This is a genomic window from Sphingopyxis sp. (assembly GCF_035998905.1).
Classification (GTDB): Bacteria; Pseudomonadota; Alphaproteobacteria; order Sphingomonadales; family Sphingomonadaceae; genus Sphingopyxis.
The window spans coordinates 17,702-37,433 of record NZ_DASYHG010000009.1; the positions used below are offsets into that span (position 1 = coordinate 17,702).

20 protein-coding genes are annotated in these 19,732 nt (G+C 66.1%); 10 read left to right on the forward strand and 10 right to left on the reverse strand.

What is annotated here, in order from left to right; all coding sequences use genetic code 11:
- Positions 1-128: 128 nt before the first annotated feature.
- Positions 129-1,799, forward strand: a complete 1,671-nt coding sequence (locus tag VGN62_RS02410; RefSeq protein ID WP_327450805.1) for a long-chain fatty acid--CoA ligase — start codon at positions 129-131, stop codon at positions 1,797-1,799.
- On the opposite strand, the gene VGN62_RS02415 is transcribed toward VGN62_RS02410, so the two are convergent.
- Positions 1,796-3,079, reverse strand: coding sequence for an NADH:flavin oxidoreductase/NADH oxidase family protein (locus tag VGN62_RS02415; RefSeq protein WP_327450807.1), 1,284 nt, complete (start codon positions 3,077-3,079; stop codon positions 1,796-1,798). The two genes, VGN62_RS02410 and VGN62_RS02415, sit on opposite strands and share 4 nt — an antisense overlap.
- Before the next feature lie 141 nt (positions 3,080-3,220).
- Here VGN62_RS02415 and VGN62_RS02420 point away from each other — a divergent pair, with 141 nt between their 5' ends.
- The 7 genes from VGN62_RS02420 to VGN62_RS02450 all read left to right on the forward strand — a co-directional run bounded on the left by VGN62_RS02420 (position 3,221) and on the right by VGN62_RS02450 (position 9,277).
- Complete coding sequence (locus tag VGN62_RS02420; RefSeq protein WP_327450809.1) at positions 3,221-3,655, forward strand: MerC domain-containing protein; 435 nt, start codon at positions 3,221-3,223, stop codon at positions 3,653-3,655.
- A gap of 100 nt (positions 3,656-3,755) precedes the next feature.
- Positions 3,756-4,220, forward strand: coding sequence for a Fur family transcriptional regulator (locus tag VGN62_RS02425; protein ID WP_327450811.1), 465 nt, complete (start codon positions 3,756-3,758; stop codon positions 4,218-4,220).
- A gap of 34 nt (positions 4,221-4,254) precedes the next feature.
- A complete protein-coding gene (locus VGN62_RS02430; RefSeq protein ID WP_327450813.1) occupies positions 4,255-5,091 on the forward strand; it encodes a hypothetical protein in 837 nt (278 codons plus the stop codon).
- 69 nt (positions 5,092-5,160) lie between these two features.
- A complete protein-coding gene (locus VGN62_RS02435; RefSeq protein WP_327450815.1) occupies positions 5,161-6,684 on the forward strand; it encodes a fumarate hydratase in 1,524 nt (507 codons plus the stop codon).
- A gap of 12 nt (positions 6,685-6,696) precedes the next feature.
- Complete coding sequence (locus VGN62_RS02440; protein ID WP_327450817.1) at positions 6,697-7,188, forward strand: hypothetical protein; 492 nt, start codon at positions 6,697-6,699, stop codon at positions 7,186-7,188.
- A gap of 81 nt (positions 7,189-7,269) precedes the next feature.
- Positions 7,270-8,805, forward strand: a complete 1,536-nt coding sequence (locus tag VGN62_RS02445) for a M20/M25/M40 family metallo-hydrolase (RefSeq protein WP_327450819.1) — start codon at positions 7,270-7,272, stop codon at positions 8,803-8,805.
- Between the two features lie 10 nt (positions 8,806-8,815).
- Entirely contained in the window at positions 8,816-9,277 is a 462-nt protein-coding gene (locus VGN62_RS02450; RefSeq protein WP_327450821.1) for a VOC family protein, read from the forward strand.
- A gap of 13 nt (positions 9,278-9,290) precedes the next feature.
- Here the strand turns inward: VGN62_RS02450 and VGN62_RS02455 are convergent, their stop codons facing one another.
- On the reverse strand, positions 9,291-10,472 hold the full coding sequence (locus tag VGN62_RS02455) for a DUF481 domain-containing protein (RefSeq protein WP_327450823.1): 1,182 nt from the start codon (positions 10,470-10,472) through the stop codon (positions 9,291-9,293).
- Between the two features lie 132 nt (positions 10,473-10,604).
- Between VGN62_RS02455 and VGN62_RS02460 the strand changes: the two genes are divergently transcribed.
- Positions 10,605-10,880: a hypothetical protein gene (locus VGN62_RS02460; RefSeq protein ID WP_327450825.1), complete on the forward strand. Its 276-nt coding sequence runs from the start codon at positions 10,605-10,607 to the stop codon at positions 10,878-10,880.
- An 8-nt stretch (positions 10,881-10,888) separates the two neighbouring features.
- Here the strand turns inward: VGN62_RS02460 and VGN62_RS02465 are convergent, their stop codons facing one another.
- The 6 genes from VGN62_RS02465 to VGN62_RS02490 form a co-directional block, all read right to left on the reverse strand.
- Positions 10,889-11,824 carry a TraB/GumN family protein gene (locus tag VGN62_RS02465; protein WP_327450827.1) on the reverse strand — a complete coding sequence of 312 codons (936 nt, stop codon included), beginning with the start codon at positions 11,822-11,824 and terminating at the stop codon, positions 10,889-10,891.
- Positions 11,824-12,948: an MBL fold metallo-hydrolase gene (locus tag VGN62_RS02470; RefSeq protein WP_327450829.1), complete on the reverse strand. Its 1,125-nt coding sequence runs from the start codon at positions 12,946-12,948 to the stop codon at positions 11,824-11,826. Before VGN62_RS02470 ends, VGN62_RS02465 begins: the two co-directional genes overlap by 1 nt.
- A gap of 1 nt (position 12,949) precedes the next feature.
- Positions 12,950-13,585, reverse strand: coding sequence for a cell cycle transcriptional regulator TrcR (locus tag VGN62_RS02475; protein WP_184646486.1), 636 nt, complete (start codon positions 13,583-13,585; stop codon positions 12,950-12,952).
- A 171-nt stretch (positions 13,586-13,756) separates the two neighbouring features.
- Entirely contained in the window at positions 13,757-14,428 is a 672-nt protein-coding gene (locus VGN62_RS02480; protein ID WP_327450831.1) for a hypothetical protein, read from the reverse strand.
- Between the two features lie 177 nt (positions 14,429-14,605).
- Complete coding sequence (locus VGN62_RS02485; protein WP_327450833.1) at positions 14,606-15,073, reverse strand: MaoC family dehydratase; 468 nt, start codon at positions 15,071-15,073, stop codon at positions 14,606-14,608.
- An 83-nt stretch (positions 15,074-15,156) separates the two neighbouring features.
- Entirely contained in the window at positions 15,157-16,137 is a 981-nt protein-coding gene (locus tag VGN62_RS02490) for an NAD(P)H-quinone oxidoreductase (protein WP_327451341.1), read from the reverse strand.
- Between the two features lie 145 nt (positions 16,138-16,282).
- Here VGN62_RS02490 and VGN62_RS02495 point away from each other — a divergent pair, with 145 nt between their 5' ends.
- A complete protein-coding gene (locus tag VGN62_RS02495; RefSeq protein ID WP_327450835.1) occupies positions 16,283-16,480 on the forward strand; it encodes a DUF1192 domain-containing protein in 198 nt (65 codons plus the stop codon).
- Positions 16,481-16,547: 67 nt separating this feature from the next.
- Here the strand turns inward: VGN62_RS02495 and VGN62_RS02500 are convergent, their stop codons facing one another.
- Complete coding sequence (locus tag VGN62_RS02500) at positions 16,548-18,032, reverse strand: heme peroxidase family protein (RefSeq protein WP_327450837.1); 1,485 nt, start codon at positions 18,030-18,032, stop codon at positions 16,548-16,550.
- Between the two features lie 186 nt (positions 18,033-18,218).
- Positions 18,219-19,691 (reverse strand): ATP-binding protein, encoded by a 1,473-nt coding sequence (locus VGN62_RS02505; protein ID WP_327450839.1) that lies wholly within the window; start codon positions 19,689-19,691, stop codon positions 18,219-18,221.
- Positions 19,692-19,732 lie beyond the last annotated feature (41 nt).

Genomic DNA, 19,732 nt, shown 5'->3' on the forward strand with positions numbered 1-19,732 from the left:
CCCTGCGAGAACAATATGCGCTGCCTAGCCGTAGCAACAGCGCGCCGCAAGCGAGCCCGGTTGCAAATCACTGCTTACTGACCCTAGTGTAAGGAACCCCGCATCTTCCAATAGGATATCAACCCGCGATGGACAGCCGCTTTTCCTGGTCGACCGATTATCACCATCCCACCGCGTGGGACCAGGAGTTCGCACCGCTGTCGCTGCCCGACATGCTCGCTGCCAGCGTCGCGAAGCGCGGCGATGCGCCGATGCTCGATTTCCTCGGCCGCCGGTTCGGTTATGCCGAGGTCGCGCGCGGCGCGGCGCGCGTAGCACGCGGGCTGCAACAGCGCGGGATCGGCAAAGGCAGCCGCGTCGGCCTGTTCCTCCCCAACGTCCCCCATTATGTCGCCGCCTATTATGGCGCGCTCATCGCCGGGGCGACGGTGGTCAATTTCTCGCCACTCTACACCGTCGCCGAACTCAAGGCGCAGGTCGAGGATTCGGGCACCGAGCTGTTGTTCACGGTCAGCGCAGCGGCCCTGCTCCCCACTGCGCTCAAGGTGCTCGACGGATCGAGCCTCAAGACACTCGTCGTCGGCTCGGTCGCGGGCGGCCTCCCCGCGGCGAAGTCGGTGCTCTACCGCCTGTTCAAACGCAGCGAAGTCGCGGCGCTGCCCGCCGACCCGCGCGTCGTCCGCTTCTCGGCGCTCACCGACAACGACGGGCGCCCCGACCCCGTAGAGATCGACGCCGAAAAGGATATTGCGCTGATCCAGTACACCGGCGGCACGACCGGGACACCCAAGGGCGCGGAACTGACGCACCAGAACCTTACCGCGAACGCGCGGCAGGTGAACGCGATCGACCCCGACCATGATGCCGACGACCGCATCCTCGGCGTACTGCCCTTCTTCCATGTCTTTGCGAACACCTGCGTGCTCAACCGCACCGTGCTCAACGGCGGGACGATCACGATGCTGCCGCGCTTCGATGCCAAACAGGCGCTCGAAGCGATCACCCGGACGAAAACGACCGCGCTCCCCGGCGTGCCGACGATGTATCAGGCGCTGCTCGACCATCCCGACCTCGCGAAGACCGACTTTTCTTCGCTGCGCGTGTGTATTTCTGGGGGTGCGCCGATGCCCGCCGAGCTGCGCGAGAAATTTATCGCCGCGACGGGAGCATCGCTCGTCGAGGGTTATGGCCTCACCGAAAGCTCGGGGGTCGTCGCGACCAACCCCTATGAGGGCCCGGTCATGCCCGGCACGATCGGCCAGCCGCTCCCCGCGACGCATATCCGGCTGCTCGACAAGGAGGACCCGACGAAGGATGCGCCCGACGGCGAGCCCGGCGAGCTCGCGGTCAAGGGACCGCAGATCATGCAGGGCTATTGGAACCGCCCCGACGCCGACAAGGACAGCTTCACCGAGGACGGCTGGCTGCGCACCGGCGACGTCGCCGTGGTCGAGGCGGACGGCTATATCCGCATCGTCGACCGGTTGAAGGACATGATCGCGGTCGGCGGGTTCAAGGTCTATCCGAGCGTGATCGAGGCGCATCTCTACGAACACCCCGCGGTCAAGGAAGCGATCGTGCTCGGCGTTCCCGACGCCTATCGCGGCGAGGCGCCGAAGGCTTTCGTGACACTGGAGGATGGCTTTCAGGTGAGCGGCGAAGCGCTCGCCGCATGGCTCAATCCGCAGCTCGGCAAGCATGAGCGGGTAATCGCGGTCGAGGTGCGGCTGAACCTGCCCAAGACGATGATCGGCAAGCTCGACCGGAAGGCGCTCAGGGCAGAGGAAGGCGCCGTCTAGCCCCGCGCCTTCATGATAGCCTTGTTGCGCGCCTCGAGCGTGCGGAACGCCGAAAAGACGCTCAGCCTTTCGTCGGGGCGCCCCTTGTGACCGAGTAGCCAGAGCTGCTGGTAGAACCAGTAGATGCCCGCAAAACCGTCGATCGCCTTGACCATCTGGAGGCGTTTCAGGAAGCCGAGCCAGCCGGGCACCAGCCCAAGGCCGTCCTCATAGCGCGGCAACGTCGCTTCGCCCGCCAGCAGCCGCTTCGGCGCGTCGGTCATCAGGCACATCGGCCGGCCCAGCCCGATGACGTCCGCGGCACCACCGGCGAGCGCCTGCTCCATCGCGGCGCGCGAACGGAACCCGCCGGTGACCATCAGCGGCACCGACACCCGCGCCTGCATCGCAAGCGCGAAATCGACGAAATAGGCCTCGCGCGCGAGGGTCGACGGCGCGACATTCTGCGGCGCGCTTTCCTCCATGCCCTCAATCCCGAGCAGCTTCGGCTGTTCATAGGTGCCGCCCGAAATCTCGATCAGGTCGACGCTTGCGGCCTCCAGCCACCCCGCGACCGTCAGGCTGTCCTCGAAGGCAAAACCGCCCTTCTGGAAATCGGCGCTGTTGAGCTTGACCGAAATCGGGAACGCCGGCCCCGTCGCCGCGCGGATCGCCGCGATCACGTCGAGCAGCAGGCGCGCGCGATTTTCAAGGCTACCACCATATTCGTCGGTGCGCCGGTTCGCGAGCGGGCTCAGGAACTGCGACACCAGATAACCATGCGCGGCGTGCACCTGCACCCCGGTAAAGCCCGCATCCTGGCATGCCTTCGCCGCGATCGCCCAGCGTTCGACGAGTTCGCCGATTTCCGCGCGCGTCAGCGGCTCGGGCTCGCCGAACTGTCCGCCGGGAAGCCCCAGCCGGACGTCCGACGCCGATTTGGGATGGCGATTGACGACCGCCGGCGTCTGCCGTCCGCTGTGGCTGATCTGCGCCCAGAAATGATTGCCGCTTCGCGTTGCGGCTGCAGCCCAGCGGGCCAGCCGCATCCTCGTGTCGGCGTCGGGCACCGCATCGATCACGACATTGCCCGGCCGTTCGAGATGGTCGCGGTCGATCACCAGATTGCCGCCAATCAGCAGCCCCGCGCCGCCGTCCGACCACAGGCCGTAAAGCCGGTCGAGTTCGGGGGTCGGGCGGCCGTCGGGGGTCGCCATCCCTTCGGTCATCGCCGCCTTGGCGATCCGGTTGGGCAAGGTCGCGCCGCACGGCAGCGTCAGCGGTTCCGACAAAAGGCTCATGCGCACCCTCCCCACCAGTTTTGTTGCGAAACCGACTGCCTCCGTGCGCGGGGCCGAGTCAAAAAGATTCGCGTATGTAATATTGTAACCTTGGTCATGTTATGCCATATCAGGCGTCGCAATCGTTGAACGGAGAATCGGGTGACGCACGTCGCCAGCCATGTCCCTGTCCTGACGCGCCTCGGCGCGGTGGTCCGGGCTGCGCGCGATTCGCGGCCGCTGACATCCTTGAGCGGCGACCAGCTCGCCATGGGCCTGTCGGGGCTGTGCCTCGTCCATTGCCTCGCGACGACGGTGTTTTTCGCCTCGATCGCATCAGTCGGCGGGGTGTTTCTCGACAATCACCTGTTCCACGAGATCGGGTTGATCATCGCGATCGGCTTTGCGCTCATCACGCTCGTTTCGGGCGTATTGAGCCACGGCTATATGATGCCCTTCGCGGTCGGCAGCTTCGGACTCGGCATGATGGCGGGCGCGCTGTCGCGGCCGCACGACGGCAGCGAAGTGCTCGCGACGATGATCGGTGTTGCCGTCGTCGCACTGGGGCACGACCTCAACCGCCGCGCGCGGCACTGATCCCACCGCATCGGAGATGTCCGCAACTTGCGGGCGCCCCATAAACAGCCTACATTATGTCTTAGTTAGCGCGGGATTTCCCACGCCTGAGGAAACGCCAATGGGCAAGCATGACCATCCGCACGTCGAGGCCAGCGGCGCCTCGCTCGCCAAGGCGGCGCAGACCGCGCTCGAGGGCGCGGGCGAAGCGTGGACCGACATGCGCGCACAGATTTTCGACGCGGTTGCCGAAATCGGCAAGCCCGCGAGCGCCTATGAAATCGCCGACATCGTCTCGCAGAAGCGCGGCAAGCGCGTCGCGCCGAACAGCGTCTATCGCATCCTCGACCTGTTCGTCGCGAACAACCTCGTCCGCCGCGTCGAGAGCGCCAACGCCTTTGTCGCGAACAGCCATCCGGGCTGCCTCCACGACTGCATCTTCCTGATCTGCGACACCTGCGGCACCGCGGTGCATGTCGACGACGACAAATTGTCGACCGGCGTGCGCGCCGCCGCCGAAAAGACCGGCTTCGCCGCCGAACGCCCGGTGATCGAGGTGCGCGGCAAATGCGCCGAGTGCCAATAAGGTGAGCCGCCGCGCTCCGCCGGACCGCTAGGGCGTGATCGGGGGGCTTCAGCATTGGATCGAGGCGCAGCGGACGCGTCCGCCCGCGCCCACGCGCTGGTGGTATGGGACGCTGGCGTTCGGCATCGCGACCCTCCTCTTCGGCCTTCACCTGACGCAGGTCTTCCCGCAGTCGGGGCATGACATCGCGCCGGGATATGGCCCGCCCGTCCTTGCGTTCGAATTCGCCGGCGGCCAGGCCGATCTCGAAGCGATCTTCGGCTTTTTCACCGACCCGCAGCAGGTGACGCGCCTCGCCGCGATGCGCACGGGGAACGAGCACGACTATCTCTATATGCTGCTCTACGCGGGCTTCCTCGCCAGCGGCTGCATCGCGCTGTGGCGCGAGCTTCGCCTCCGCCCGATCCTCGCTGCGGCGCTGCTGCCGGTCGCCGCAGCGCTGTGCGACGCGTATGAAAACTGGCTGCTCTTCGATATCCAGGCCGCCTTTACCGCGGGCGATTATTCGCCAGCGATGGCGAGCCTGCCCTATCCCGTCGCGGCGAAATTCCTGTTGCTGGCGGCGACCAACGTCGCGATCGGCGCAGCCGCAATGCGGCTCGGCCGCTGGTGGGCCTTGTTCGGGACGATCGCGATCCTCGCCGCGATCCCGACGGTGATGGCGATCATCACGCCTGCCGCATTCGCCTGGGCGCTGATCCCGTCGGCCGCAGGCGGCTGGTTCCTGCTGCTCGCGCTTGCGGCCGCCGGAAGCTGGCAAGCATTCGCCCGCAACCGGCCACTCGTCGATCGGGAGAACTCCGCCGTCGAACCGGGCGAAGCCCCAACCGCCGCCCCGGCGCGCCCGGTGTTCGGCCGCCGCCGCACCTGACCCCTTGTCCACCCCGGCCGTCGAGGTCTAGGGAGGCCGCGAATCCCGAAAAAGGGCGAAAGGCTGCACATGAACACCGTGATCATCCGCGAAGACGACCTCATCGAAACGATCGCCGACGCGCTCCAGTACATCAGCTATTTCCATCCGATGGACTATATCCGCGCATTGGGCGCCGCCTATGAACGCGAAGTCTCGCCCGCCGCGAAGGACGCGATGGCGCAGATCCTCTCGAACAGCCGCATGTGTGCCGAGGGGCATCGCCCGATCTGCCAGGATACGGGTATCGTCACCGTGTTCATCAAATGGGGCATGGACTGCCGCCTCGACTCACCCCGCAGCCTGCAACAGGTCGTCGACGAGGGCGTGCGCAAGGCCTATCTCCACCCCGAGAACAAGCTCCGCGCCTCGATCCTCGCCGACCCGGCGTTCAGCCGCGTCAACACGAAAGACAACACGCCCTCGGTGCTCAACGTCGAAATGGTCCCCGGCGCGAAGGTCCATATCGACGTCGCCGCGAAGGGCGGCGGCAGCGAGAATAAATCGAAGTTCAAGATGATGAACCCGTCGGATTCGATCGTCGACTGGGTGCTCGAAATGGTGCCGCAGATGGGCGCCGGCTGGTGCCCGCCGGGCATGCTCGGCATCGGCATCGGCGGCACGGCCGAAAAGGCGATGCTGCTCGCCAAACAGTCGCTGATGGACCCGATCGACATGACCGAGCTGCTCGCGCGCGGGCCGTCGAACCCGACCGAGGAACTGCGCATCGAGCTTTATGAAAAGGTCAACGCGCTCGGCATCGGCGCGCAGGGTCTCGGCGGGCTCGCCACCGTGCTCGACGTCAAGATCAATGACTGGCCGACACACGCCGCGTCGAAACCCGTCGCGATGATCCCGAACTGCGCCGCGACCCGCCACGCGCATGTCACGCTCGACGGCAGCGGACCGGCCTTCCTCGAACCGCCGGTACTCGCCGACTATCCGCAGATCGACTGGGCGCCCGACAAGGCGGCGATCCGTGTCGACCTCGACAATCTGACCCCCGAGGTCGTTGCAAGCTGGAAGCAGGGCGACCGCCTGCTTCTCAACGGCAAGATGCTCACCGGCCGCGACGCCGCGCACAAACGCATCGCCGACATGCTCGCCAAGGGCGAGGAACTGCCCGTCGAGTTCAAGGGCCGCGTCATCTATTATGTCGGCCCGGTCGATCCGGTCGGCGAAGAAATCGTGGGTCCCGCCGGCCCGACGACCGCGACCCGCATGGACAAGTTCATGGACATGATGCTCGATCAGGGCCTGCTCGCCTGCGTCGGCAAGGCCGAACGCGGCCCCGCCGCGACACAGGCGATCGCGAAGCACAAGAGCGCCTATCTGATGGCGGTCGGCGGCGCGGCTTACCTTGTCGCGCGCGCTATCAAGGGCAGCAAGGTCGTCGGCTTCGCCGACCTCGGCATGGAGGCGATCTACGAGTTCGAGGTCAGCGACTTCCCTGTCACCGTCGCGGTCGACAGCGAAGGCCAGAATGTCCACGTCAACGCGCCGATGCTATGGCAGAAGCGGATCAAGGACGAGGGACTGCTCGAAAAGGCGTAAGGGACCGGGGCGATGGCGGACAAACAGGCAATCGACCTCTTCTCGCCCCTCTCGCCCGAAGATATCGCGCGCAAGCTCAAGACGATCATGGACGACCCGATGCCGGACGCGAAGGCGCGCGTGTTCGGCAAGGGCAGCGAGCGCGAGATGACGCTGCGCTACCTGCGCCGCAACGTCCGCACGAATATCGAGCCCGCGCTCGATGCGATGATGGAAGCGCACGGCGGCGGGACGCGGATCACGGGCAGCTTCGGCGCGCCGCCCGCAGCGCGCTATTTTCCCTGCGCCTTTGTCGGGTTCCTGTCGCTGTTCGTGATCGGCGGCGGCGCGGCCTTTCTCTTCCTTCCCGGCGCCGAACTGTTCGGGATCATCTTCGCCGGCATTCCGTTGCTGATGATGATCGCCGCGCTCCTCGCCTTTCGCTCGCAACGGCCCGCCAGCGAGGACCTGGCCGAAATCCTGGCCTTCCTCGACCGCGAAATCGGCGCCCGCCCCGTCACGTAACGGTAAGTCCCCGCCACGGCCTTGCGTTTCCCCGCCGTTCCGGCACATTGCTTCGCATACGAAGCAGACAGGGGACGCATGATGGATTTCCGTGAGCTTGACCGACTGAACCGCCGCGACATGCTGCGCGGTACCGCGATGCTGGGGGCAGGCGCGGCGTTCATGCAGCCCCTCCCGCTCTGGGCGCAGTCGGGGACGATGACGGATATCCGCAAGGCGGCCGAAGCTGGCAAGCAGGCTTCGATCAAGCGCATTCGCGACTGGATCGCCCTCCCCTCGATCGCCGCCGAAAACCGCAGCATGACCGAGGGCGCGGCCTATATGGCCGAGCTCGCGAAGGACGCCGGCTTCACCAATGTCGAGATCGTGCCCACCGATGGCCATCCGGGCGTGTTCGGCACGATCGACGTCGGCGCCCCGCGCACGCTCGGCATCTATTTCATGTACGACGTCAAACAGTTCGACCCCGCCGAATGGTCGTCGCCGCCGCTCGAGGGCAAGATGGTCGAGCGCCCCGGTTTCGGGCAGGCGATCATGGGCCGCGGCGCCGTGAACCAGAAGGGCCCCGAAGCCGCTTTCCTTGCCGCGCTCCACGCGATCCGCGCCGCAGGGCGCAAGCTGCCCGTCAACATCGTGCTCGTGTGCGAAGGCGAAGAGGAGATCGGTTCGCCGCACTTCCGCCAGATCGCGACCAAGCCGAACATCCTCGCCGCCTTGAAGAAGTGCGAAGGCATTTTCATCCCCTTCGCATCGCAAGGCAAGACGGGCAACGTCACGGTCAATCTGGGGTCGAAGGGCATCATCGAACTCGAACTGATCGCGAGCGGCGAGAAATGGGGCCGCGGGCCGAAGGGCGACGTCCATTCAAGCCTGAAAGCGATGGTCGATTCGCCCGCATGGCGGCTGGTGCAGGCGCTCCAGACGCTTGTCACCGAGGGCGGCAACAAGCCCGCGATCGAGGGCTGGTTCGAAAATGTCCGCCCGCTCACGACACGCGAAAAGACGCTGATCCGCGAAGCGGCGAAGGCGGGCGACGAGGCGCAGCAGAAGGCGGCGCTCGGTGTCACCCACTGGATCGACAACCTCTCGTACGACGACGCGCTGATCCGCCTCGCGCAGGAGCCGACGGTCAATATCGAAGGACTCGTCGCGGGCTACACCGGCCCCGGCGGCAAGACGATCCTGCCCGGCAAGGCGGTCGCCAAGCTCGACCTGCGCCTCGTCCCCAACCAGACGCGCGCCGAGGCCGAGAAGAAACTGCGCGCGCATCTCGACAAGCATGGTTTCACCGACGTCGAGGTCAATGTGTCGGGCGGTTACGACCCAACCGAGGTCGCCGAAGACAGCCGCCTCGTTCGCAGCGAACTCGCAACCTACAAGAAGCTCGGCGTCACGACGAGCCTCAACCCGCGCATGGCGGGAAGCTGGCCGGGCTCGACCTTTACCGCGCCGCCGGTGTCGATCCCCGCGGCGCATTTCGGCATCGGCCACGGATCGGGGGCGCACGCTCCCGACGAATATTTCCTCATCGATTCGACCAATCCAAAGGTCGCGGGGCTGGTCGACGCGACGATGGGCTTTGCCGAATTCCTCTACGTGCTGGCGGCGATCAAATAGGGAGCGGCAGATGAGCGACCTCAACGGCGTCGCGCACGTCATCCTGACCGCGGGCGACTTTGCGCGCTCGACGGCCTTCTGGCGCGACATGATCGGCTATCTCGATCTCAAAATCGTGCTCGACAGCGAATATATGCTCTATGGCGTCGGCGGCCGCACCGCGATCGGCATCCGCACGGGCAGCCCGGAAAATGCCGGAAAACGCTTCGACCAGGGTGCGCCCGGGCTGCATCATGCCTGTTTCCGGATGCGCGACCGTGCCGCGGTCGACGCCGTCGGCGCCTTCCTCGCAGCACGCGGCGACATCCATATCGTCCATGCGCCGCAGGAAGAGCCGTGGGCACCCGGCTATTATTCGATCCTGTTCGAGGATCCCGACGGTATCCGCATCGAATTCAACCATGTCCCCGGCATCGGCCTGCTCGCCGACGGACAGGAAATCGGGAGCGCCGACGCGTTCGACGGAAGCTGATTTCGCGCGAGGACTAAAACCCGTACACCAAAGTGAAGCGCGTCTGCGTATCGACCTTTTCGATCCCCGGCGGCGGGCTCGTGTCGATCTGCGCCGAATAGGCGATGCGCGCGGACAGCGCGCCGGTCAGCTTGGCGTTGAGCGCAGTCTGCGAACTGGTCGAGCTGTTGGCCTCGCCGATGATCGTCGAGGCGACCTGCGTCAGCCGCAGCGTCGGCGACAATTGCCAGCCGAAATCCAGCCCTGCAAGCGCGGTCAATTCGGTATCGTCCCCGCCATTGACGAAATCGGTCTGGCGGAACGCCGGCCCGCCCTTCAGGCTGAGCGTCATCTTCTTGCTGTCGACGACCTTGTACCCAAGCCCACCCGACAGGTTCCAGCGCGTGTCATATCCGAGGATCCGGTCATGTTCCCAGCGCGTGAGGCCATAAGCGAAGGTGCGGTCGTCGATCCTGTATTGCGGCTCCAGCTCGGTCAGATAGCGTTCGACCGACGTCTTGCCGTTGGTCCGCTGGTAATCGGCCTGCGCGCGAAACCTGTACGTCCAGTCGATCCCCTTGCGCGCGAGCGCGACGCCGGCGCTCAGCCCCACTGAATTGGTGTTGCCGCTGCTCTGCGACGCGCCGATCTGCCCCTCGCCCTTCCAGTTCTGCCAGAATTTCGCCGCCGCCAGCTTCGCGCGCTCGGCCGCCGCCGCCTCGTCGCGCAGCCGCTTGCGCTCGGCGCGATAGGCGATCAGCCTTTCCTCGATCTCCGCTGCATTCTCGGGATTGGTTTCCTTTGCGAGCTTGCCGACCGCCTCGACATCGGCATCCCTCGCGCTCGCGATCGCGGCCGCGAGCATGTTGCCCACCGGGTCGGGCGGCGTTTCCGGCGGATGCCCGCTGCGATAATAAGCGAGCAGCGCATCGATCTCGCCGATATTGCCGGGATTGGTCCGCCGGGCGAATTTCGCGACGGCTTCGACATCGTCATTGTCGCCGGTCGCGAAGGCGGCGTCGATCATCGCGCGCACCGCGACGGGCAGTTCGGGATCGAGCGGCACAAGCACCGTCGGGATCGGGTTCGCCAGCACCGGATCGACGAGCAAAGGGTTCGGCTGGAGCGAGTCTGCCGGATCCTGCATCGCATGCGCCGTCGGTACGGCGAGCGCAAACGGCAGGCAAAGCGCGGCCAGGCGGGGGAGAGCTGTCACCGAAGACGTCCTTCTCTGGGGGCAGAAGCCGGGTTCGTTCGATCGATCGCGCGGGGCCGGTGCGCGAACGGTGCGCCCCTATAACCCGAATGTTGCTGGCATTTCCACCCCGCGTCCCCCATTTGCAAACCTATGGTAATCGCGCTCATCGCCATTTTCTGCGCCGGGGTCGGCAATTTCGCAATGCACCGTGCCTTCATGGAAAGCGACGACCCGCTGATCCAGCAGATGGTAAGGCCGCTCGCGGACAAGGTCGGGCCGAACATCACGTACGTCTTCGAATTCCTGCTGCTCGTCGGCACGATGGCCATCGCGACGCGGAACTGGTTCACGGCGCTGATGCTCTATGGCCTCTACACCATCTTCAACGCGATGGCGTTCAGCTGGATCATGCAAAGACCGCGATAAGCCGCGGCCTACCAGGCGGGACCGGCGATCGGCAGGCCCTGCGCCTTGAGCTGGTCGAGCACGCCGTCCTTTTCGGCAAGAATGCGCAAGGGAACCACCGCCAGCGTCACGCCGGGCTGCGCCGTCGCATCGCGGATCGCGCCGACCCACGTCTGCCGCAGCTCGGGACCGAAACTGTCGTTCGTCCACGGCCAACAGCGTCCGAGCGCTTCTTCGAGCGGGCTCGCCATTACCGCGGGCACATCGAATTCGGTCCACGCGCGGCCGCGCTCGATCACCACATCGCCCTCCGCCTCCGTCGCCGCCATCGCGGCTTCGAGGCACGGGATATGCGTTTCGGGCGCGGCGGCGAACAGATTGTCGAGCATATCCTCGCCGCGCACTTCGCCGACAGGCTGGGTCGGGATTTTCGACTGCCGCGCCGCCTTGCGCACGACGTCGGAGGCGTCGTCGGTCGTGTCCTTGTTGAACGACAGCCGTTTCGAGAGCAGGTCGAACGCGGTCATCAGGAAATTCCCGCGCGCATAATCCTGCCCGAAACGCGTTTCGAGCGCGTGGAGCCGCTTCATCTGCGCCGCGTCCAGATAGTCGCCGGCGACGCGCCCCTTCGGCAATCTGGTGAGCCCGCCGCCCTTGAAGATCAGCCGCAATATGTCGCCCGGCGACACCTTCGCCTTGGTGCCGAGGATGACGCGCTGCGCGCGGTCGGTCGCACCTTCGAGCCGCTCCGGGCGCCACGGCGTCGCCTTCGGTACGCCGGCGATCTCGCCGACGAGGATGACGACGCCGGAGCGCGTCTCGATCGTCCACATCGGCGCGCCCGAGCGGCGCGCGGTGACGACGATTTCGTCATTTGCCTGATCGGTGGCCGCCGGTTCGCTCGCCGAAGCCGGGACCGTCGCCGCCAGAACTGCGACGCCCAACAGGAAACCGAACGCGCGCATCAGGCGACGCCGTGATACCACCACACCCCGTCGCGATCCTCGCGCTGCACCCGGCCTTCGACTTCGAGCCGCTTCAGATGCGCGAGCGCCTCGCCCGTCGCGAGCCCCTGATTATGTTCGCCGATCGGGCGGTTGAAGAGCAACGGGAAGCTGTCGACCGCGCGCATCGGCGCCTTCGCGGCGGCCTCGGCGAGATTGTAGAGCCGCATCCGGTGCTCGTCGCGCAGCGCCATCAGGCGCACATGCAGCCCCTTGAACGGCTCGCCATGCGCGGGACAGGTGACGACGTCGGCGGGCACGGTGGCGAGCAGCTTGTCGATCGACGCGAGCCATTCGCCCAGCGGGTCGGCATCGGGTTCGGTGATGTTGACCGAGACGTTCGAACTGATCCGCGGGAGCACCTGGTCGCCCGACACCAGCACGCCCTCTTTTTCGTTCCACAGGCACGCATGTTCGGGACTGTGTCCCGACCCGGTAACGACGCGCCACCGGTGCGGTCCCATGTCGAGCGTCTCGCCATCCTCGATCCGCACATAGGAGCGCGGCAGCGTGAAGATCATGCGCTGGAACATGTTCCAGCCGCGCGAGCGCTGGGCCTCGATCGCCGCCTCATCCCAGCCCGCGGCACGCGATTGGACGAGCACCTCGTCGGGCGCGCTATCGGCGGAATCGGCGACAATCGCGCGCGCGGTCAGCATCTCGCCGCGCGTCATCCACAGCTTCACGTCCTGCTTCTTCGCGATCCAGCCCGCGAGGCCGATATGGTCAGGGTGAAGGTGGGTGCCGATCACGCGCGTGATGCGCCGGTCCTTCAGCGCGCCGGCATAGAGCGCCTTCCACGCGTCGGAACACATGGTGAGACAGATACCGGTATCGACGACCGCCACGCCGTCACCGTCGTCCAGAAGCCAGCTGTTGATATGGCCGAGCGACCCTGGCATCGGGATGCGCGCCCAGCTGATGCCGTTCGCGATGCGGATCGTCTCGCCCGGTCCCGGCGCCGCCTCGCCCCACGGATAGGTCAGCCCCGCATGGCTCGTCGCGGTAAAGCTGTCGTCCTGCGTCAACGAGGCGTCCGGCGAGCCGCTGGCCGCCGGAATATTGTCCTCGTCCGCCCCCGACACGTCAGGCTTCGCCGTCGGCTTCGGCCTCTTCGGCGGCGCGCGCTTCAGCAGCCGCGGTGCGCTCGGCGCGCAGCTCTTCGAGCAACGCCTCGCGGTCGCCTTCGAAGCGGCTGTCCTCGGGCGCCTTGATACCAGCCTTCTTCGCCGCCTTGGCGACGAGCGCGTCGAGTTCGCGCTGCGAGCACAGGCCGAGCGTCACCGGATCCTTGGGCACGATGTTCGCGCTGTTCCAGTGGCTGCGGTCGCGGATCGCACCGATCGTGTTGCGCGTCGTGCCGATCAGCTTGCCGATCGCGCCGTCCGACACTTCGGGGTGGTTCTTGAGGATCCACGCGATGCCGTCGGGCTTGTCCTGGCGCTTGCTGACCGGGGTGTAGCGCGGGCCGCGGGTGCGGCGAATCGTGTCCTGCGCCTGCACGCTCATCTTGAGCTTGTAGTTCGGGTCCTTCTGGCCCTTTTCGATCTCTTCCATCGACAGTTCGTGCGCGCGGACGGGGTCGCGGCCGGTATATTTGGTCGCGGCGGTCTCGTCGGCGATCGCCTGCACTTCGAGGATGTGGATGCCGCAATATTCGGCGATCTGGGCAAAGGTCAGGCCGGTGTTGTCGACCAGCCAGGCGGCGGTCGCGTGCGGCATCAACGGGGTGGCGTCGGCAGTGGCCATGACGAAAGTCTCCAGGCAGAAATAATAAGGGCCGCCCCTCGCGGGGCGGCCGGACATTGGGAGCCGCTATATTCCGGATTTACGGCAGGGGCAAGCGTTACTCCCGGCAAACGGGGGACGATCTGCGACGCGGGCGATCGCGGCTCAGTTCGTAAGGGCCGCCTTGTCAGCAGCAACGGCAGTCGCTTCGTCGACGACCTCGCCGGCGAGCGGCTCGGGCGCCGCGTCGGCGGCTTCCCCCTGCCCTTCCTGCATCGTTGTTGCTTCCGGCGCCGTATCGGCAATGCCGGGCAATTGTTCGATGGCGCTGGCGTATCGCACCTCGACACGCATCGACTGCAAACCATTGTTCTTGAAGATATGTTCGTCGCAGGGCAGCATCGTACCGCGCCCCTTGGCGCCCATCGCAATCTGCTCGGTCCGGCCACCGGCGCGTGGGATTGCCCGCAATATCTCAAGATCGCCGCCTTGCGGATAGGGGTCGCGTACCTGCCACGTGTAGGCCACATATTCGGGCCCCAGACAGCTGCCCGGAGGAAAGGTGGTCGAAGCCGAATAGAGGTTCCGCGCGTCCAGACTCAGCCGTGCACCGGGAGCGAGGTCGAGGAGCTTCGTGTCCTCACCCCACATTTCGGTCGCCGAATTGACCTCGATCGCCGGGGCATGCGGCACCGTCACGGGCGGCGGAGGTGGGCCAGCCCCCTCCCCGCTATCCTCGCCACCCCAGTTTCCGATCAGCGCGGCGCCGAGCGTGCCGATAAGGCCGATGACGGCAACGGTGATGGCAATGGTCGTCGAATTGGATGAGTCCGACATGGCGCTGCCCTCTCAACGCAGCTTTTACCGCCTTTTTGCGCCGCTGCCAACGTGCGACCTCGGTGCGCGGCTCGATCGACCAATCGAGCAGCCCCGCGATCAGCCGGATCTTGTAGCAATTGCCGCTGGCCGCATATTCGTGAAGGATCGGCCGGTCGGTCATGGGCCCCTCCCGTTTCAGCCCGCGCAGTCGCCGGGCCTCGCCGGTATCTGGATCAGGTTGACGAAGGACATCGCAACCTCGCCCCGCTGGTTGGTGACGGTCATCCGCATCGTCAGCACCCCGCGATCGGGTTTGCTGTCGGACCGGCGGATATCGATGATTTCGCGCCGGATAGACAGCCGGTCGCCGGGGCGCACCGCGCTCCGCCACTGAAGATCGTCGACCTTGAGACCGAGCAGCGGCGTGTCGCCGAACGGTGCCGCATCGACGAATTCGCGCATCACGACCGACGCGACATGCCAGCCGCTCGCGATCAGGCCGCCGAAGCGCCCCTTCGCTGCCGCTTCGGCATCGACGTGCATCGGCTGCGGGTCATATTCGCGCGCGAAGCGGACGATGTCCGCCTCGGTCATCTCGATCGGACCGCCGGTCCAGACCTGCCCGATTTCGAGGTCTTCGAGAAAAAGCGAACGACCAGCCATAACCACCTTTCCGGAAACGAACGCCGCTGCGTTCGCCGTCGCCGGTGCTGGCCGCCGCCGCCTTTGTCAACCGCCGGGCGACCTCATCCCACCGTCAGCACGATCTTCCCGACATGCTCGCCCGCCTGCATCCGCGCGTGCGCCGCGCTCGCGTCGGCGAGGGGAAAGCTCTGGTCCATCGCGGGCTTCCACCCGCCCTCGCCCAGCCGCGGCCACAGCGTGCGGTGAATCTCGTCGGCGAGCAGCGCCTTGAACTCCGCGCTGCGCGCGCGGAGGGTCGAGCCGGTCAGCGTGAGGCGGCGGCGCATCACGTCGGCGATGTCGATCTCGGTCTTCGCGCCGCGTTGGAAAGCGATGGTGACGTGGCGCCCGTCCTCGGCAAGACAGGCAAGGTTTCGCGGCAGATAATCGCCGCCGACCATGTCGAGCACGACGTCGACGCCCTTGCCGCCTGTGAAGGCCTTGACCGCCTCGACATAATCCGCCGACGAATAATCGACCGCGAGGTCGGCGCCGAGCGCAGTCGCGGCGGCGCATTTATCGGCGCTGCCGCACGTAACGATGATCTTGATGTCGAACAGCTTGCAAAGGCCGATCGCTGTCGTGCCGATGCCGCTGGTGCCGCCATGGACCAGCACGGTCTCGCCGTCGCGCACATAGCCGCGCTCGAAGAGGTTATGCCACACGGTGAAGACGGTTTCGGGCAGCGCCGCCGCCTCTTCCATCGAAAAGCCCTTCGGCACCGGCAGGCAGCTTCCGGCCGGCGCGACGCAATATTCGGCATAGCCGCCGCCCGCGACGAGCGCGCACACCGCCTGCCCCAGATGTTCGGGATCGCCCCCCGGACCGACCGCGACGATCGTCCCCGCAATCTCCAGCCCCGGCAGGTCCGAAGCGCCCGGCGGCGGCGGGTAGTAGCCCATGCGTTGCAGCACGTCGGGACGGTTCACCCCCGCGGCGGCGACGCGGATCAGCACCTCGTCCGGGCCGGGCTGCGGCACCGGTCGCTCGACGGGTTGCAGCACCTCGGGACCGCCCGGCGCATTGATGGCGACGGCGGTCATGCTCGACGGCAAGCTGGTCACGCTAAATTCCCCCACTTTTCAAAAGGTCCCACATCCCTCGGGGCGCATTATTGACAGTCGGGCGGCGCGGGTCAACAGTCGCGCGCCTTTTCGGCCGAGGGACCAGCGAGAGAGAGGATGCGCCATGGACGATGACGACCTTCCCCGCCGCCGCGACGACACGCTCGCCGCGCTGACCAGACAGCCGCTCGATCCGCTGTCGGTCGACGAACTCGACGAGCGCATCGCGGCGCTGGAAGGCGAGATTGCGCGCATCAAGGCGCACCGCAGCGCCGCAACGAGCCAGAAGGCCGCAGCCGAGGCGCTGTTCAGGAAGGGATGAATTGCGCGCCAAGGTCGCCGACGCCCCCATGAGGAAGCGCCGGCGCCTTCGCCCCCCTTTTTTGCTCCTAGGCGACCTCGGCGTAACGGAGCAGGTCGATCATCCGGAAGTCATCGCCCTTCTTCGACGCATCGACCGTCGGCAGGAAAGGCTGCCACTCGGGATCCTGCGCGAGGTACGACCCCTTGTCGCCCTGCAGCAGGCCGAGGAACACCTCGGTCACGATCCGCGCCCCGACGGGTCCCAGCCGCTCGCCATTCTGCGTCACCTGCGCCTCGCGCAGGATATAGAACCACAGCGGCGTGCGGTCGTCGAAGCCGTGCGGCTTGAGGTCGGAAAGGTCGCCTTTCGACAATTCGGGCAACTTCATCGCGCGCGCGACGCGCTGCCCCGACGGCAGCGAAAAGGTCAGGTGGCGGAGCAGGTTGCGCTGCGCCAGCGACGCGGGGTTCGACTTGGGATCGGGGTTCGGCACGACCGACCCCGGCAGGCGGAACAGCGAGGTCGACAAGGTCGTGTCGATCTTCTTGTTCGGCTTCACATTGCCGTCGCTGAAATCGAAGAAGGTCGGCCAGTCGATGAAGCGCCGCGGCGCGCGGCAGCCGCCCGACAAATCGTCGGGATCGTTCGGGTCCGACGGCGTCGGGGTAAAGATCATCGCGAAGAAGGGATTGCCGCCGTTTCCGGTGAAATTGGCGCGGTATGACGGCCGCACCTGGCTGTGCCCGAAACGATAGGCGGCGACCGAAAATTCGACCGGGATATAGGGTTCGTTGTGCCAGCTGTAATATTTGCGGCCGTTCGTCAGCACATCGTCGACCACCGCGTCGCCGCACGTCTTGCGCAGGAATTCGTGGACGATGATCCACTGGTAATGCCAGCGCACGATACGCTGCGCCTCGGCGAAAATCTCGTCCGATCCGGTCAGCTTGATCTTCGTCTTCACATATTCGACGACCTCATTGTGGAACTTCAGGAAAGCGACCTGAAGCTGGCTGATGATGAGGTTCTCGTCATCGCGCGGGTCGCCGATCAGCGCAACTTTCTGGCTGTTGCGCGGCACGTCGAACTTGTTCGCGGTGCCGGTCGCCTCGAGCAGGAACTTGCCGCCCTTGCCGCCTCCGGTGTCATAGAGATGCGGACTGCCTCCGGGGCCCGCGCCATAGACATTGTCGAGGCCGAGGCTGGGGGTGCGGAAATTGGCGATCTGCTCAGGATCGACCTGCCGTTCGAGGCTCGAGGTCGGGTCGAAGGTCATGTCATGGTCGAGGAACTGGCCGAGAAAGGTGAATCCCGCGGTCAATGTCGGATTGTCGCTGTTCTTCGCCGACAGCGCCGGATTGGTGATCAGCTCGGCGGGGGTCTTGGTCAGATTGTCCTTGGCATCCATGATGCCCCCGGCCTTGCCGATCTCCATCAGCGCGGCGCGGACATCGGGGGTGTCGGCGGCAAAGGGCGGCAATTCGCCGAACATGCGGCCAAAGCGGCCGGCGTCGGAATATTTGGAGCGCGGCGGAACGATGTCGCGCGGATATACGCCGTGACGAGGCATGGCAGTCTCTCCTGTCTATTATGGTCTGGGGTTGGGACGATCCACCCACCAAGGAGAGCTGGCATCCGCTGTTTTAGGTGCGAACCTGTGGGCAGGATTGCGCCGATCCGCGCACGGTCCCAAGATTTTAGGTGCCTAATTCGCGATTAACTTGCCCGGCCGCCTCTAAATCGCGACGGGGCGCCCCTATTCGGCCTCGGTGCTGAGCCCGAGTTCGGGAATGCCGATCGAGCGGCGACCGCCGAAATCGGCGCGCACGACGATCACGCCCTGCTTTTCCATATATTCGACGAGGCGACGGATGCGGCCCGGCGAGCGGCTGCCATAGGCGCGGCCGAGGATTTCATCGTCGGGGCAGGGTTCGCCGTCCATCGCGGCGCGCGCGATCTGCAGAAAGGGCGCGAACATGTCATGCGGCAGCCGGTCGGCGACGGCGAGCATCTCGCGCCAGCGCGGTTCGGAGGGATCGAACACGCCGCCCTTGGCGAGCGCGAAACGGCGGCGGAAGGCGGCGAGGTCGAGCGGCACCTTCTTCAATTTCTGCATCCGGCAGCGCACCGAAAAATCCTGATAGAGGAAGGATTCGGGCTGGAAGGCGCAGTCGGGGTCGGAAAGCATTTCCTGCAGCGTCTCGATCACCACCGCGTCGCTCTGTTCGGCTTCCTCGACCGCTTCGAGGATATCGAGCACCGGCGGCGCATCGGCATCCTCATGCAGCGGCTCGCTCGCGGCGATCCGCTCCAGCACTTCGCTCGCCGCGACCGGTTCGGGTTCGGGCGCAAAGAAGCGGGGTTGGGCCGGCGCTTCCAATTCGGTGAAGAGCATCGAACGCATATCCTCGCCCCCCGCCGACGGCAGCGGCATCAGCCCGTGCGTGCCCAGCCGCGTCGAGGTCTGCGTCGACCCGATGCGCACCGCGATCGGCCGCCGCGAGATTGCGGGGCCGAGCCCGAGGAAATGCCCGCGCTCCAAATCGCGGATCGTCTCGGCCTGCCGCCGCTCCATGCCGAGCAGGTCGGCGGCGCGCGCCATGTCGATATCGAGGAAGGTGCGCCCCATCAGGAAATTGCTCGCCTCGGCGGCGACATTCTTCGCGAGCTTCGCGAGCCGCTGCGTCGCGATCGCGCCGGCGAGACCACGCTTGCGCCCGCGGCACATCAGGTTGGTCATCGCGCCAAGGCTCGCGCGGCGGACATTGTCGGCGACGTCGCCCGCGACGCTCGGCGCGAACATCTGCGCCTCGTCGACCACGACCAGCGCGGGAAACCAATGCTCGCGCGGCGCATCGAACAGCGCGTTGAGGAACGCCGCAGCACAGGTCATCTGTGCCTCGATATCGAGCGATTCGAGGCTGAGGATGATCGACGCGCGATGCTCGCGAATGCGCGCGCCCATCGCCGCGATCTCGCGCTCGTTATAATCGCCGCCGTTGATCACGACATGACTATAGGCATCGGCGAGCGTGACGAAATCGCCCTCGGGATCGATCACGATCTGCTGCACCAGTTCGGCACTCTCTTCGAGAATGCGGCGCAGAAGGTGCGACTTGCCCGACCCCGAATTGCCCTGCACGAGCAGGCGCGTCGCGAGCAGTTCCTGCACGTCGATGCGTACACCCTGCCCCGCGGTGTCGGTCCCGATGTCGATGCTGGTCTTCACGATGGCCGCCCTATCGGGGCGCTTGGCCAAAGACAACCGGG

Bases quoted from the DNA above. Each gene is read 5' to 3' on its own strand.
- VGN62_RS02410 (WP_327450805.1), top strand. From the start codon at position 129: ATGGACAGCCGCTTTTCCTGGTCGACCGATTATCACCATCCCACCGCG.
- VGN62_RS02415 (WP_327450807.1), bottom strand. From the start codon at position 3,079: ATGAGCCTTTTGTCGGAACCGCTGACGCTGCCGTGCGGCGCGACCTTG.
- VGN62_RS02425 (WP_327450811.1), top strand. From the start codon at position 3,756: ATGGGCAAGCATGACCATCCGCACGTCGAGGCCAGCGGCGCCTCGCTC.
- VGN62_RS02435 (WP_327450815.1), top strand. From the start codon at position 5,161: ATGAACACCGTGATCATCCGCGAAGACGACCTCATCGAAACGATCGCC.
- VGN62_RS02440 (WP_327450817.1), top strand. From the start codon at position 6,697: ATGGCGGACAAACAGGCAATCGACCTCTTCTCGCCCCTCTCGCCCGAA.
- VGN62_RS02445 (WP_327450819.1), top strand. From the start codon at position 7,270: ATGGATTTCCGTGAGCTTGACCGACTGAACCGCCGCGACATGCTGCGC.
- VGN62_RS02450 (WP_327450821.1), top strand. From the start codon at position 8,816: ATGAGCGACCTCAACGGCGTCGCGCACGTCATCCTGACCGCGGGCGAC.
- VGN62_RS02460 (WP_327450825.1), top strand. From the start codon at position 10,605: ATGGTAATCGCGCTCATCGCCATTTTCTGCGCCGGGGTCGGCAATTTC.
- VGN62_RS02465 (WP_327450827.1), bottom strand. From the start codon at position 11,824: ATGCGCGCGTTCGGTTTCCTGTTGGGCGTCGCAGTTCTGGCGGCGACG.
- VGN62_RS02475 (WP_184646486.1), bottom strand. From the start codon at position 13,585: ATGCCGCACGCGACCGCCGCCTGGCTGGTCGACAACACCGGCCTGACC.
- VGN62_RS02480 (WP_327450831.1), bottom strand. From the start codon at position 14,428: ATGTCGGACTCATCCAATTCGACGACCATTGCCATCACCGTTGCCGTC.
- VGN62_RS02485 (WP_327450833.1), bottom strand. From the start codon at position 15,073: ATGGCTGGTCGTTCGCTTTTTCTCGAAGACCTCGAAATCGGGCAGGTC.
- VGN62_RS02490 (WP_327451341.1), bottom strand. From the start codon at position 16,137: ATGACCGCCGTCGCCATCAATGCGCCGGGCGGTCCCGAGGTGCTGCAA.
- VGN62_RS02495 (WP_327450835.1), top strand. From the start codon at position 16,283: ATGGACGATGACGACCTTCCCCGCCGCCGCGACGACACGCTCGCCGCG.
- VGN62_RS02500 (WP_327450837.1), bottom strand. From the start codon at position 18,032: ATGCCTCGTCACGGCGTATATCCGCGCGACATCGTTCCGCCGCGCTCC.